The 15,571-nt window shown below is 38.4% G+C and carries 12 protein-coding genes, 1 other RNA gene and 1 other annotated feature; of the genes, 9 read left to right on the top strand and 4 right to left on the bottom strand.

Going from position 1 to position 15,571, the window contains the following annotated elements:
• Window positions 1-14: 14 nt before the first annotated feature.
• The 5 genes from JF53_RS00800 (at window position 15) to dtd (ending at window position 6,112) form a co-directional block, all read left to right on the top strand.
• Window positions 15-356, top strand: a complete 342-nt coding sequence (locus JF53_RS00800; RefSeq protein ID WP_047979700.1) for a LapA family protein — start codon at window positions 15-17, stop codon at window positions 354-356.
• 51 nt (window positions 357-407) lie between these two features.
• Window positions 408-2,741, top strand: coding sequence for a single-stranded-DNA-specific exonuclease RecJ (recJ, locus tag JF53_RS00795; RefSeq protein WP_047979699.1), 2,334 nt, complete (start codon window positions 408-410; stop codon window positions 2,739-2,741).
• A complete protein-coding gene (locus JF53_RS00790; RefSeq protein ID WP_047979698.1) occupies window positions 2,731-3,243 on the top strand; it encodes an adenine phosphoribosyltransferase in 513 nt (170 codons plus the stop codon). The genes recJ and JF53_RS00790 overlap by 11 nt, the downstream gene beginning before the upstream one ends.
• Before the next feature lie 126 nt (window positions 3,244-3,369).
• Complete coding sequence (locus JF53_RS00785) at window positions 3,370-5,568, top strand: RelA/SpoT family protein (protein ID WP_047979697.1); 2,199 nt, start codon at window positions 3,370-3,372, stop codon at window positions 5,566-5,568.
• Window positions 5,569-5,665: 97 nt separating this feature from the next.
• Complete coding sequence (gene dtd, locus JF53_RS00780; RefSeq protein WP_047979696.1) at window positions 5,666-6,112, top strand: D-aminoacyl-tRNA deacylase; 447 nt, start codon at window positions 5,666-5,668, stop codon at window positions 6,110-6,112.
• 116 nt (window positions 6,113-6,228) lie between these two features.
• Here dtd and JF53_RS00775 read toward each other — a convergent pair whose 3' ends face one another.
• The 4 genes from JF53_RS00775 to JF53_RS00760 form a co-directional block, all read right to left on the bottom strand.
• Window positions 6,229-7,404 (bottom strand): amidohydrolase, encoded by a 1,176-nt coding sequence (locus JF53_RS00775; protein WP_047979695.1) that lies wholly within the window; start codon window positions 7,402-7,404, stop codon window positions 6,229-6,231.
• Between the two features lie 4 nt (window positions 7,405-7,408).
• Window positions 7,409-8,644 (bottom strand): Zn-dependent hydrolase, encoded by a 1,236-nt coding sequence (locus tag JF53_RS00770; protein ID WP_047979694.1) that lies wholly within the window; start codon window positions 8,642-8,644, stop codon window positions 7,409-7,411.
• A gap of 16 nt (window positions 8,645-8,660) precedes the next feature.
• Window positions 8,661-9,857: a hypothetical protein gene (locus tag JF53_RS00765; protein WP_047979693.1), complete on the bottom strand. Its 1,197-nt coding sequence runs from the start codon at window positions 9,855-9,857 to the stop codon at window positions 8,661-8,663.
• A gap of 323 nt (window positions 9,858-10,180) precedes the next feature.
• Window positions 10,181-11,275: an N-acetylmuramoyl-L-alanine amidase gene (locus tag JF53_RS00760; RefSeq protein WP_047979692.1), complete on the bottom strand. Its 1,095-nt coding sequence runs from the start codon at window positions 11,273-11,275 to the stop codon at window positions 10,181-10,183.
• Window positions 11,276-11,378: 103 nt separating this feature from the next.
• Between JF53_RS00760 and JF53_RS17660 the strand changes: the two genes are divergently transcribed.
• The 4 genes from JF53_RS17660 (at window position 11,379) to ssrS (ending at window position 15,251) form a co-directional block, all read left to right on the top strand.
• Window positions 11,379-11,552: a hypothetical protein gene (locus tag JF53_RS17660; RefSeq protein WP_169750775.1), complete on the top strand. Its 174-nt coding sequence runs from the start codon at window positions 11,379-11,381 to the stop codon at window positions 11,550-11,552.
• 59 nt (window positions 11,553-11,611) lie between these two features.
• Window positions 11,612-11,833 (top strand) — a binding site (T-box leader).
• A gap of 63 nt (window positions 11,834-11,896) precedes the next feature.
• On the top strand, window positions 11,897-13,177 hold the full coding sequence (hisS, locus tag JF53_RS00755) for a histidine--tRNA ligase (protein WP_047979691.1): 1,281 nt from the start codon (window positions 11,897-11,899) through the stop codon (window positions 13,175-13,177).
• Between the two features lies 1 nt (window position 13,178).
• Window positions 13,179-14,936, top strand: coding sequence for an aspartate--tRNA ligase (aspS, locus tag JF53_RS00750; protein ID WP_047979690.1), 1,758 nt, complete (start codon window positions 13,179-13,181; stop codon window positions 14,934-14,936).
• Window positions 14,937-15,064: 128 nt separating this feature from the next.
• Window positions 15,065-15,251: non-coding RNA, 6S RNA (gene ssrS, locus JF53_RS17045), on the top strand.
• The last annotated feature ends 320 nt before the right edge of the window (window positions 15,252-15,571 follow it).

The raw sequence follows: 15,571 nt of genomic DNA, 5'->3' as shown, positions 1-15,571 counted from the left end.
AAGGAGGATTTTTTTTGAAAGGACAATCTTATGTTATTTTAGCTATAATTGTCATGATTTTAGTAGCGATTTTTGCCGTTACAAATGTTAATTCAGTGGAAGTTACCTACTATTTTTGGCAAGCTGAGTCACCACTTATTCTCGTCATTCTATTTTCAGTTTTAATGGGTGGTATTATTACGGCAGCTGCTGGTATGGTTAAAATGTTTAAGCTACAACGAGAAATAAAGAGCTTAAAACAAGAACGCGATAAATTAAATCATCTAATGGAAGAACATGGTTTGCAACTAGATGATAGTAATAAACAACCGAACAATGGTACGGAAGAAGCAGAATCGATAGAGAACAAATTCTAATTGCTACCCCTGACTAACTTTGTGTATAATAGATTAGTCAGGGGTGAATTTATGTTACGAAGCAAATCGAAATGGAAATTTGCAACTAAACAAGAGAATACACAGCAATGGATGGATGACTCATCAGACTTATCCCCCGTGATAGAAACGTTATTAATACAACGTGGCATTACGACAAATGATGCAGCACAGGCATTTTTATCGCCTGCAATAGATCATTTGGTAGCGCCAGATAGATTAGCATCGATGGATATTGCGAAAGAACGTGTGCTGCAAGCTATTGCGCAACAAGAAAAAATTCTTGTCTACGGAGATTATGATGCCGATGGAGTTAGTTCAACAACCGTATTAATGAAAGCATTGCAAGAGCTAGGAGCAGTCTGTGAATATTATATTCCGAATCGGTTTACGGAAGGATATGGTCCTAATGAAGCAGCCTTTAGACAGGCATTTGATAATGGCTTTCGCTTAATCATTACTGTTGATACAGGTATTGCTTCTGTTCATGAGGCGAATGTAGCAAAAGAGCTTGGAATTGATTTAATAATTACCGACCACCATGAACCACAGGAAACATTGCCTGATGCATTTGCCATTATACATCCAAAATGTTCACCAGATTATCCATTTAAGGAATTAGCAGGAGTCGGAGTTGCATTTAAATTTGCAGAAGCATTATTAGGATACTTTCCCGAGCAGTTTTTAGATTTAGTAGCAATCGGCACAATTGCTGACCTAGTTCCATTAGTGAGTGAAAATCGGGTGTTAGCATACTATGGATTGCGAAAAATGTCGACAACGAAGCGGGATGGATTAATTGCCTTAAAAAAGCAATGTAAACTAGTAGGTAATGTAACGGAGGAAGATATCGGATTTTTAATTGGGCCTAGATTAAATGCAGTAGGAAGATTACAAGATGCTGATCTTGCTGTTCAGCTTTTAATGACCGAAGATCATGATGAGGCTGCTGAGCTTGCCGAGATGGTACAAGGATTAAACCAAGAACGCCAACAAATTGTTGCTTCAATCGTAAAAGAGGTTGAGGAGATGATAGACTCTGACACGATGAAACATGTCATCGTCGTGGCAAAACAGGGGTGGAATGAGGGGGTTCTCGGAATTGTTGCCTCTCGACTAGTTCGAAAATATGACCGACCGGCAATTGTATTAGCGATTAATGAAGAAAAAGGTACAGCAAAGGGGTCAGCTAGAAGTATTGCTGCATTTGACCTGTTTCAGGGGTGTATGAGGCATAAAGCATTATTTACACATTTTGGAGGTCATGCGCAAGCGGCGGGTATGACGTTACCACTGGAGAATGTAGAGGAACTAGAACGAGAACTTGACCTTATCATTAAGCAAGAGTTAACTCCAGAGGATTTTAAACAGGAAATAGTCATTAGTAAAACACTAGAATTAGGTGAGGTTAGCCTAGATCTAATTGAAGAACTGAATCAATTAGCACCATTTGGAATGGCGAATCCGAAACCTAAATTTCATATAAAGCAAAATCCAGCTGACCTACGACAACTAGGAAATCAAAAAAATCACCTGAAGTTGTTATTTAAAGATGAGGATAACATACTGGAAGGAATCGCCTTTGGAATGGGTGAATTGTTTTCGTTTATCTCTCCAAAAGCAAACCTTTCCGTAGTTGGAGAACTAGGTGTCAACGAATGGAACGGTGTTCGAAAACCACAGCTAGTCATTGAGGACATGCGAATAGACGATTGGCAATTGTTTGATTACCGTGGCAAAAAACAATTTGACATAACAAACTATCTTAATCAGTATGAATCGCATATGCTATTGTATCAGGATGAAAGCAAGCTAGGATCATTTCCAACTGATATCACAAAAGTTCGATATGATGAAGTACATGAGGAAATAATGGAAGCGGAAGTATTATATTTAGTAGATTTACCACCAGACTTAGACCTGTTGCGGTCTATCGTGAATAAGGTAAAGCCATTATGTATACATGTTTGCTTTTATGTGGAAAATAGTGCCTATCTATTTGCTTTTCCTACTAGGGAAAACTTTAAAGACTTATATGCATTAATATGGAAAAGAAAGACTTTAGATATAAATAAAGAATTGCCTAAGGTTATGAAGGCAAAGGGTTGGTCCAAGGATACGATTCTTTTTATGTTAGACGTGTTTTCTGAGCTTGAATTTGTTAAGATAGAAAATGGTATGATTCTACTAAATAATTCACCTAATAAGAAGGATTTACAAGAATCCAATCAGTACCAGCAGCGATTAAAACAAGCGGAAATAGAGAAGGTACTCTACTTTGCACCATACGAGGAACTAATTCGTTGGTTCCAAGCTTGTATGGAACAGATGGAGAAGCCTGAGGAGGAAATTATACATGGATTATAAACAATATATTAAAATTGTTCAGGATTGGCCAAAAGAAGGAATTGAATTTAAAGATATCACACCATTAATGGATAACGGTAAGGCATTTAAAGCAGCAGTGGATGAAATCGTTGAATTTGCCAAAGAAAAGGATATTGATCTAGTCGTAGGGCCTGAAGCACGTGGGTTTATTGTAGGCTGTCCGGTTTCCTATGCATTAGAAGTTGGGTTTGCACCTGTTCGAAAAGAAGGAAAGCTTCCACGTGAAGTAATCAAGGTAGATTATGGTTTAGAGTATGGCCAAAATGTACTAACAATCCATAAGGATGCGATAAAGCCAGGTCAACGAGTGTTAATTACCGATGATTTATTGGCAACTGGTGGTACAATTGAAGCAACAATCAAATTAGTTGAAGAGTTAGGCGGTATTGTTGTTGGTTGTGCATTCTTAATCGAGCTAACTTACTTAGATGGTTTAGAAAAACTTAAAGGCTATGACGTCCTAACATTAATGAAATATTAATTGAAATTTTAGGTCTGATGAGATATATGCCTCATCAGACCTCTTCTAATAAATTTTTTTCTTTACTTTTAACAAAAAGTTATCAATACTAGTAAGAAAGTATCTTCTACATTTAAAGGTGATAATATGGCAAAAAGTGACACGATTACTATAGACAATTTAATTGATAAAGCGCGTGAATATCTTTCGGATGAAGATGTTGACTTTATTATTCGTGCGTATAAGTATGCGGAAGAAGCGCACAAGGACCAATACCGTAAATCAGGAGAAGAGTATATCATTCACCCTGTTCAGGTAGCTGGTATTTTAGTTGATTTAAAAATGGATCCAGTAACAGTTGCTGGTGGTTTTTTACACGATGTAGTAGAAGATACAGACGTAACCCTAGAAATGATTGAGGAAGAATTCAATCATGAAGTAGCCATGCTTGTTGATGGCGTGACGAAGCTAGGGAAAATTAAATATAAGTCCAAAGAAGCACAACAAGCTGAAAATCACCGAAAAATGTTTGTCGCAATGGCAAAAGATATTCGAGTTATTCTCATTAAACTTGCGGATCGCCTGCATAATATGCGTACATTAAAACATTTGCCGCCAGAAAAGCAGCGATTAAAAGCCAATGAAACAATAGAAATCTTTGCTCCTTTGGCACATCGCTTAGGAATATCAACCATTAAATGGGAGCTTGAGGATACAGCACTACGTTATTTGAACCCACAGCAATACTACCGAATTGTTCAATTAATGAAACAGAAACGTGAACAACGGGAATCCTACATTGAAGAAGTCATTAGTGAAGTTACGAAACAACTTGCTGAAATTAATGTGGAAGCGGAAATTTCAGGAAGACCGAAACATTTATACAGTATCTACCAGAAAATGGTTAAGCAAAATAAACAATTTAATGAAATCTATGATTTGCTCGCAGTCCGTGTCCTTGTAAATAGTATAAAGGATTGTTATGCAGTCTTAGGTATTATTCATACATGTTGGAAGCCTATGCCAGGAAGATTTAAAGATTATATTGCGATGCCAAAGCAAAATCTGTATCAATCCTTGCATACTACCGTCATAGGTCCTAAAGGCGATCCATTAGAAGTACAGATTCGTACGAAAGAAATGCATGAAATAGCTGAATACGGAATTGCAGCACACTGGGCATATAAAGAGGGAAAACAATTAAATAAAGATAAAAAATCATTTGAAGAAAAATTAACTTGGTTCCGTGAAATTTTGGAATGGCAAAATGAAACACACGATGCAGAGGAATTTGTTGAAAGCTTAAAGATAGATTTGTTTTCCGATATGGTATATGTTTTTACACCTAAAGGCGATGTAATTGAATTACCATCCGGTTCGATTCCACTTGATTTTGCCTATCGTATTCACACCGAAGTTGGAAATCATACCATTGGTGCAAAAATCAATGGGAAGATGGAGCCACTTGATTACAAGCTGAAAAATGGTGACATTATTGAGGTGCTGACATCAAAGCATTCTTACGGACCTTCACAGGATTGGGTGAAAATTACCCAAACCTCACAGGCAAAAAATAAAATCAGGCAGTTCTTCAAAAAACAACGTCGTGATGAGAATATTGCAAAAGGAAAAGATTTAGTAGACAAGGAGATTCGGGCTCTTAATATTGAGCCGAAAGAGGCCTTAACAGAGGAAAATTTAAAGCGTGTCTATGAACGATTTAATTTTACCACTGAGGATGATCTCTATGCAGCAGTAGGCTATCAAGGTATTACTGCGGCATTAGTTGCCACTAGATTGACTGATAAAATTCGTCAAACGCGTCAAAAGGAACAAAATCTCGAGCAAACATTAGAAGTTGCGAAAACAGATGAAAAAGCAGCGAAGAAATATAAAAAGGATTCTGGTGTTATTGTCGAAGGAATTGATAATTTACTAGTTCGCCTTTCAAAATGCTGTAATCCAGTTCCTGGTGATGACATAATTGGGTATATTACAAAGGGACGAGGCGTGTCAGTCCATCGTGATGACTGTCCGAACGTTCAAACGGAAGAAGCTAAAGCACGACATTTACATGTGGAGTGGGAAGCTGATCAAACGCAGAAACAATATCATGTAGACCTAGAGATATCAGGCTATGATCGCCGAGGCTTATTAAATGAAGTACTCCAAGCAGTAAATGAGATGAAAACTAATATTACCCATGTAAATGGGCGCTCAGATCGTAATAAAATGGCAGTAATTCACATCACCACCTTAATTCAAAATACGAATCATTTACGAAAGATCGTTGAGCGAATTAAACAAATCAAGGATGTGTACACCGTTACACGTACACTCCAATAACCCCATAGCTTCCATGTATGGGGTTTTTACATCGGAATATTTAGCAAGTGTAATTGGTATTTTTCGATCTGATTACCGAAAAGGAGTTATGAACTAAATGAGGGCAGTAATTCAGCGTGCAAAGGATGCAACAGTAACTGTGCAAAATGAAATAATCGGTGCAATTCCTAATGGTTTAGTTGTGCTGTTGGGTGTCACACATGAAGATACGATAGAGGATGCGAAATATCTAGTCAATAAAATTGTTCATTTGCGTATATTTGAAGATGAACAAGAAAAGATGAATTTATCCTTAAAGGATGTTAGTGGAAGTATCCTGTCTATTTCGCAATTCACCCTATATGGTGATACGCGAAAAGGGAGAAGACCCAATTTTATGCAAGCAGCAAAACCTGAATTGGCGAACGAGCTATATGAGAAATTTAACGAATTACTTTTGTCAGAGGGAATCTCTGTAGAAACAGGTCAATTTGGGGCAATGATGGATGTGCAGTTTACTAATGTCGGACCAGTCACATTACTACTTGATAGTAAGGAAAAATAACCGAGTATAGTAAGACTAGAAAAAAGGCTTGGATAACAGTGTAGCGAGCAAGGAAAAGAAGAACATGTTAAATTTTCCTTGCCTATTACCTGTATATCCAGCCTTTTTTCTTGTGTCTACTTAGTTAAATAGGACCATGCATATTGTGCGTATAGCTCTGCACCAATTACCATGGCGTCTTCATCGATATTGAATTTACCATGGTGATGGGCCCATTCAGTATCTTTTTCTGGATTACCACTTCCGACTAGTGCAAAACAACCAGGTGCCTTGGCGAAATAGTCACTAAAATCCTCACCACCCATTGTTGGCTTCTCCTGATAAACAGCACTGGAGCCAAATGATTCGGTAATAACGTCCACTGCTAACCTAGCGCTTTCTTCTTCATTAATAACTGCTTGTGTACCGCGAGTGTATTCGAGTGTTGCTGTAGCACCATATATAGCTGCGACCTGCTTGGCATAATGCTCAAGCTGGGTTTCGATATGATCTCTTACTTGTTGGTCAAAGCAGCGAACTGTTCCTTCTATTTCTGCATTTTCGGCTATGACATTAAAGCGGGTACCGACAACCATTTTACCAATGGTAAGGACTGCTGGTTGCTGTGTATCAATTGTTCGAGACACAATGCTTTGAGCATTCATAACAAAGGATGAAGCAACAATTGCAGTATCAATACAAGCATGGGGGAGAGCACCGTGGCCACCTTTTCCTTTGAATGTTACTTTAAATAAATCCGCAGAAGCAAAAGATGGTCCTGGTGTACAAGATACTTTACCAGTTGGCATTTGTGACCAAATATGAATGCCAAATACATTATCGACATCATCCACTGCACCTTGCTTCACAAATGCTTTTGCGCCTTCTGCTACTTCCTCAGCTGGTTGAAATAATAATCGAACATTACCTGGTAAATTAGCCTTATGTTCTGTTAATACCTTTGCTGCAATTAGTAGCATAGCCGTATGGGAGTCGTGACCACATGCATGCATTTTACCGGGATGCTTTGAAGCATATGATATGTCTGTATTGAGTTCTTCTATGGAAAGGGCATCCATATCACCACGTAATGCGACCGTTTTTCCTGGCATGCCTCCTTTAATGGTAGCGATAACGCCAGTAGGGGTTGCTCTACGATAGGTAATACCTAATTGATCCAGATATTCACAAACAAAATTGGTCGTATTAACTTCCTCCCAAGAAAGCTCTGGTTCACTATGAAGCTTTCTTCGTATTGCCGTTAATTCATCACTGTATTGTAAAATCGATTGTTTAATTGTCTGACTAATCATTGTCTTAACCTCCGTTAGTTTCCGTTAATTTCTTTGCAGTTTCATAGAGGATTTCAACTGCTCTTGCAATATCACTGGAGTCTGACCATTCTTCTGGACAATGACTGAGACCATTCTTGCTCGGGATGAATAACATACCTACTGCAGTCACATCAGCAAAAACCATGGCGTCATGACCAGCTCCACTATTAATCGAACAGTACTCGATTGCTAATTGCTCACTAGTTTGCTTGAAAAGCGATACGATTTCTGGGTTCATCACTTTTGGTTGCATGTATAGTTGCTGAACAGCAGTGATCTTTATATCATTAGTAGAATAGGAATCAATGAGCATGTTCAGTTTGTTGATTACATGTTGGATATGTTCTTCTTTACCAGAACGAATGTCTACTGTGAAGACCGTTTTTTTCGGAATTACATTAGCGCCGTTTGGAAACACAGTTAATCTTCCTGTCGTTATAACAGTTCCTTCGCCTTCCGCTATGGCAAGAGAAGGGAGTTGTGCAATCATTTGTGCTGCAGTTACCAAGGCATCAGCACGACGATCCATAGGTGTTGTACCTGCATGTCCGGCCTGACCTTCTACAGTAATTTCAAATTGTGTTAAACCAACAATCGTTTCCACCACTCCGATTGGAAATTGGGTAGCTTCTAAAATTGGTCCTTGTTCAATATGCAATTCTAAATATGCTTTAATGGTGTTTGGTTCTCTTTTTTTGGGAAGGGATGGATTAAGCCCGATTTCGGTCATCGCTTCCGTAGTAGTGATACCATTTTGATCACGGAGTGCTTTGAATTCATTATCAGTTATTAAACCAGTAATTCCTCTTGATCCCATTAATCCACCGCCAAATCTGGAACCTTCTTCTTCAACAAGTGCAATCAGTTCTAAAGGATAGGTTGGTTTAAGGTTGTGTTCAGCGAATAAAGCTGCAACCTCTAAACCGGCAACAACACCAGCTGGCCCATCATAAGAGCCGCCGTTTGGTACGGAATCAAAATGAGAGCCAATTAGAACGCTTGGTGCATCCTGTAACGTTCCAGCTAGCTTTCCAAATATATTCCCTAGACCATCTTCACGTACTTCTAATCCGTATTGCTTCATCTTTTCTTTTATATAGTTTCGAGCAAGCTTGTCTTCCTGGCTATACGTTAATCTCGTTGTTCCTTGTCCAGGCGTTGCAGTGAACGTACTAAGTGTGTCTATATGAGCTTCAATTCGAGCTTGTAGGGTATTCATTTAAATCCTCCCGTTTTTATAATAATGTAACGAATATACCTGCTAAAATAACGGAAACAATGGTGACCGTGATAAACCCGCCAACAAGCATCGGAGGCAGCATATGGCTCGTCAGTACATCTTTTTCTTTCTCATCCTGTGTTAAGGAATTAATGACCTCGTTCGTAATAATGAAGTCGGCTGGGAAACCATATAATGCTGTTAACGAAACAGCGAATGCCATTTCTTTGCTGACCTTAAGAAATTTTCCGGCGATGAATGAAAAAATATACATCCCACATACACCAATTACAATTGCTCCGATTAGTGGGAAAATAATCTCAACCATCATGCTCGGAGTTGCTTGCTTTAACCCATCAAAAATGAATAGCATTAGACCCATCATTGCAAATCCAAATCCATTAGCTTTTTGAAGTACTTGCTTCTCTAAAAATCCGATGCTTTTACCAATTATTCCGAATAATAAACAGAGAATAAACGGGCTGATTGAAACAATCGGTTCAACTAGTGTAGAAACGAAGTATGCCAGAAACGCAACAACAATTAATCGAAAGAATTTAAAGAAATCCGTGTTATATTTTTCTGGTAAAAATTTAAATAGCTTTAGGGTTGGTTCTGCGGTAACAGCTAATTCGGAAGAAGCTTGTACTTGATCCATTGGTTGTAACTCACCACTGCGATATTTTTCTAGTAATCTTTTTCCTTCTTTTTTTAACACAATAGATGTAAGAGGGTAACCGGCAAAACCTTGCATGACATAAATGACGATAGCAAAAACAGACAGGGTTGTAAGACCCGCAGCATTAGCTCCGTCTGCCATAATGAGGGCAGATACAACACCTCCAACAAGTGGTGGTATAGCAACTACCATAGTTTTAAAACCGAAGATGAAGGTTCCGATTCCTAATAAAAATACAACGATTCCAATAATTCCTGCTAAGGCAATCAGAATAGTTTTCCACTGGGCTTTTAATTCCTGTAGGGAAAGTAGTGTACCCATGTTCGTAATTAATAAATACATCAGCATGGTAGCCACTACAGACGGAATACCAGCGACAGAGACGATTTCTGTCGGGAAGAATGTCCAGTAGCCAATTAGGAATAAGAGTGCACTAATAAACATGGATGGAACCCATGCTTTGGTTCGGATCGCAATCCAATCCCCGATTAAAAGAATAAGAACAACAATTGCTAAAGCTAACATTTGAGACATACTTACACCTTCTTCTTCAATAGTTATAATTATTTCGTAATACGAAAAAATTATGATGTAATTTATATTAATACTATTTAGTTAATTAAACAATTAGAAATTTTAATGTAAACGCTTTTATCTGAATTTTGTTTAGAAATCAAGAAAATGATAGGTTTACTTGGCTAGTTTTAGGGTGAGAACGGGGCTATTCTCGAATCATTGGAAAATAAAAACAGCAACCATACCACAAATGGGGTACGGTTGCTGTAGTAATGACTTGTTTTTTAGTTTTAATGTTGCTTTTGTCACGTAACAGAATGCCTGTTAACGAGATAGTTTTCCTAATTGGTTGCAAAGTAATGTTGCAATCCATTGACAATGCCAGTGACTAATTTCTTCTGATAAGCATTTGTAAGTAACAGCTGTTCAATTTCTGGATTGGAAATGAATCCTAATTCAATTAGTACACCAGGCTTGGCGTTTTGCCTTATAACCTGAAAATCGCCAAAGCCCATGCCGCGATCATTGTCACCGGACTCTTTAATTAGCTCTGTTTGGATATAGCGGGCTAGTGGTTCATACTGATCGTGATAATAATAAGTCCCAATACCAGTTACATCAGGTAGGTCAGGTACACTGTTGTAATGTAGACTGATAAATGCATCTGTATCCAACACATTTGATACAGTTGCTCTACTACTTAGGGATACAAATGTCATTTCATCACGAGTCATAATGACCTCAGCACCGAGCATGGTTAGCTCTTGTTCTAATTCTCGTGCTGTTTTATAGGTTAAGTCTTTTTCAAGTGAATCATTTGCACCGATTGCGCCAGAATCATCGCCACCATGTCCAGGATCGATAACAATAGTTTTGCCTGCTAAGCCAGAGGTGCTTGCAGTTTTTTTTACTAATAATGCTTTTAAAACATACCCTTCGCCTTCATCGGTTTTCACTTGTAACCATTCTCCAACTTCACCAGTAACCTCTAGGCGATCTCCTTTATCCGCAAAATAAATAATATCATACTCTGTAGATGGACCTTTACGGATTTGTGTTTGTTCGTGCTGGATAGTAATAGCGTCTACATCTGCATCGTAGACTGGTGATGTGGCGGGAACTGAATCAATAGTCGAATCTGATTCTGAATTGGTACTGGAGTCTGGATTGTTTCCATTAAGAGAAATATAATCACTTATGACCCAACCTGTATAGCCATCTAATTGAATCTCCAGCCAGTCGCCCTGTTGCTGAAGAATAGGGTAGGTTTCATCTGCATGTACTTGTCCTAACACTTCATAATTTGTACCTGGTCCACTTCTGACATTTACATTATCCTCTTGAACCATTAATTCTTCCGTACTAGCTGTAATATGTATGCTCATGACAAGCAATAATAGTGTTAGTATTATTCCGATTCGTTTTCGTTGTCGCAAAAGACGTCCTCCTACTAGTTCTCAAACATTATGTTTCCATTCTATTTTAATAAAAATTGTCGAATTAGGCAAAACTAGTGTTAGAAAAAAGGAGGCTAAAACGTTGCGGTACAATGAAAAGCATTGGAATTCTCAACAAAATCGAGATATATTTGGGGTTAATCTACATCGATTTATTGAAATGCAAGAGTCATCTAATCATATGGAAATTGCCCAGGAATTGGGGATTTCGCTAGGGGAAGTAAAGGCCTTAAAGAAAAAGATTAATCGTACTTGACAATCCCCCTTTGAAACATTATGATAATAGTCATTCAAACAAATTTAAACAAATTTAGAATATATCCGTAGAGGGAAAGAGTAACTAGTGTGTGACTGTTTAGAGACAAAGTGCCTTGGGCTGAAAGCATTTTGCATGACGATCTAGTGAAAGACATTCCTGAGGATCTATATTGAACGGTGACTAGTAAATATAGACGTTTTGCAGGCGTTAACTGTGTAAAGAGGATGCAGATTATGCATCAACTAGGGTGGCAACGCGGGTATACTCTCGTCCCTTATTATAGGGACGGGAGTTTTTTGTATATTTTTTTATGGATACATAGTTATTAGGAGGATGATGGAATGAATATTAATGCGCCAAGGGGAACGGTAGACATTTTACCGAAAGATGCCCAAAAGTGGCAGTATGTTGAAGGAAGAATAAAGAGTATTTGTGACAAATTCCATTATGAGGAAATTCGCACACCATTATTTGAACATACCGAGGTTTTCTCTCGTGGTGTAGGTGACTCAACAGATATTGTGCAAAAGGAAATGTATACATTTGAAGATCGTGGCGGTAGAAGTCTGACCCTTCGTCCGGAGGGTACCGCTGCAGTATCGCGAGCATTTGTACAAAACAAATTATACGGGGAACCAAATCAACCGGTTAAACTATATTATTTCATGCAAATGTTTCGTTATGAACGACCACAACAAGGAAGAATGCGCCAATTAAATCAATTTGGTGTTGAAGTACTAGGTAGTGCTGATCCAGCAGTAGACGCAGAAGCAATTGATTTGGCTATGACAGTTTATAAACAATTAGGGCTAACTTCTTTAAAACTAGTAATTAATTCACTAGGGGATAAAGAAAGCCGCCAAAACTATCGAGAAGCGTTAATTAAACACTTCACACCACATCAAGAAGAGCTATGTAGAGATTGTCAATCACGTTTACATCAAAATCCATTACGGATATTAGATTGTAAAGTAGATCGTGATCATCCATCGATGAAAACAGCTCCTTCGATTTTAGAGTATCTAAATGAGGAATCGAAAACATATTTTGACCAAGTTAAAACCTATTTAGATAGCATGGGGATTGCTTATACAGTCGATCCAAATCTAGTACGTGGACTAGATTATTATAATCACACTGCATTTGAAATTATGAGCGAAGCGGAAGGCTTTGGTTCGATTACAACATTAGCTGGTGGTGGTCGTTATAACGGGCTAGTGGAAGAGTTAGGCGGTCCAGATACACCAGGAATTGGTTTTGGAATGGGAATAGAGCGATTATTAATGGCGCTAGCGGCGGAAAATATTGAAATTCCAGTTGAAGACGAATTAGATTGCTATTTTATATCTGTTGGTGATGAAACAAAAAAAGAAGCGGTTCGTATCGTCCATGAACTACGATGGAATGGAATACAAGTCGATCAGGATTATCAAGGACGAAAGATGAAAGCACAATTTAAGGCGGCAGATCGTTATAAGGCAAAATATGTGTTAGTTCTAGGTGAAGATGAATTAGAAAAACAAGTTATTAACGTGAAAGAAATGGGTACGGGTGAACAAGTTGAGGTTCCTCTGGATAAATTAGTAAACACATTGAAAGAAAAGCTCGAAGGAGGAGAATAGAATGAGTGAAAGAGTGCTAGCGGGTACGATCCGAGAAGCAGATGTAGAGAAAACTATTTTATTAAAAGGATGGGTACAGAAGCGCCGTGATTTAGGTGGGTTAATTTTCATCGACCTTCGTGATAAATCAGGGATCGTTCAAGTCGTTTTCAATCCAAATCATGAAGAGGCTCTAGCGATAGCGGAGTCCGTTCGAAGTGAATATGTTATTGAAGTAAAAGGGCAAGTAGTGTTACGAGATGCTGCAACGGTAAACCCATTAATGGAAACGGGAACGATTGAAGTATCTGCTACTGCTGTACAGGTTTTAAATAAATCGAAAAACCCGCCATTCTTAATCCAGGATGAAACCGATGTTTCAGAGGATCTTAGGTTGAAATATCGTTACCTTGATTTAAGAAGAGGTGCACTGCAAGAAACATTTAAGAAACGTCATCAAATTTCACAAGTAGTACGCAACTATTTAAATGAAGATGGATTTTTAGAAATGGAAACACCAGTCTTAACCAAAAGTACACCGGAAGGAGCACGTGATTATTTAGTACCAAGTCGTGTCCATCCAGGGGAATTTTACGCATTACCACAATCGCCGCAATTGTTTAAGCAGTTAATTATGATGAGTGGTTTTGAAAAGTATTACCAAATTGCTCGTTGCTTCCGTGACGAGGATTTGCGTGCTGACCGTCAGCCAGAATTTACACAAATCGATATTGAAACCTCATTCATGACAAGCGATGAGATTATGACCATGACAGAACGCATGATGCAAAAGGTGATGAAGGAAGTCAATCAGGTTGATATTACGTTACCTTTACCTCGCATGCCATATCAAGAGGCGATGGAACGTTATGGCTCAGATAAACCCGATACCCGTTTTGGGCTGGAACTAATTCATGTTTCTGATGTGTTAGCTGGCTCTGATTTTAACGTATTCAAAAGCGCCATTGAAAGTGGCGGAAAGGTTAGTCTATTAAATGTAAAAGGCAAGGCGGCTAGCTTCTCACGTAAAGATATTGATAAGTTAACAGACTTCGTCAAGGTATATGGAGCAAAAGGTTTGGCGTGGCTTAAAGTTGAAGGTGATGAACTAAAAGGGCCGATTGCTAAATTTATTTCCGATGAAGAAAGACAAGGGCTTGTTGAAAAAGCGGCAGCAACAGAAGGGGATTTATTATTATTTGTTGCGGACAAAACATCTGTAGTGTATGACAGCCTTGGTGCTTTAAGACTCAAGCTTGGGAAAGAATTAGAATTAATTGATGAAACTAAATTTAACTTCCTATGGGTGACAGATTGGCCATTACTTGAGTATGATGAAGAACTTGGCCGTTACTTTGCTGCACATCATCCGTTTACGATGCCATTTGAAGAGGACCTTGAGAAACTTTCTACTGATCCAGGAAGTGTTCGAGCAAATGCTTATGACCTTGTTCTTAACGGCTATGAATTGGGTGGCGGATCTATCCGTATCTATAAACGAGAGCAACAGGACCAAATGTTCAAGGTGCTTGGTTTTTCTCAAGAGGAAGCAGAAGCTCAATTTGGTTTCTTGTTAGATGCATTAGAATATGGAGCACCACCACACGGGGGGATTGCGCTAGGTTTAGACCGGATTGTCATGTTACTATCAGGTCGAAGCAATTTGCGTGATACGATCCTGTTCCCGAAAACGGCATCAGCATCCGATTTATTAACGGATGCACCAAGTGAAGTTAGTGATGCACAGCTAACGGAATTATCTATTCGCTTGCGTCAATAGTATGCTTGAAATTGAATTTTGTTGCTTTTCTGTAACATTTGTAATCAATACTTCATATAACGGGATATTGAATCCCGTTATGGGCTATGTTAAGATATTTTTACAAACCTAAAGTATTATAAAACCAGTCAATCCTGATATGTTAGTCTATAAAATACGTTTTGACCGAACAGTATGATATTGGGAGCTTATCTGTTTTTATATGGCATACATGCCTCGTATTCAAATGCGGGGACGTATAAAATATAAAACAAGGCACCCACCTGCAGGAAGCGGGGATCAAAACTTACTATAGACGGCATTATTGGGATTGGCGGTTACATAGAACATTTACTGGCTTATTTTTGCTTCTGCAGAACTAAGCCAGTTTTTTTGGGGTAAAAGTGACTCATAGGAAGCATCTCAGGGACAATTATGGCTGAAAAATGGGTAGAAGTGTCTAATAGGAGGCTTCATAGGGACAATTATGGCTGAAAAATGGGTAAAAGTGTCTAATAGGAGGCTTCATAAGGACAATTATGGCTGAAAAATGGGTAGAAGTGTCTAATAGGAGGCTTCATAAGGACAATTATGGTTGAAAAATGGGTAGAAGTGTCTAATAGGAGGCTTCATAAGGACAATTATGGTTGAAAAAT

The sequence above is a fragment of the Ornithinibacillus contaminans genome (assembly GCF_001038425.2).
Classification (GTDB): domain Bacteria; phylum Bacillota; class Bacilli; order Bacillales; family Amphibacillaceae; genus Ornithinibacillus; species Ornithinibacillus contaminans.
Note: the sequence above shows the minus strand (reverse complement) of the source record. Positions and strands in the feature narration are given on the sequence as shown.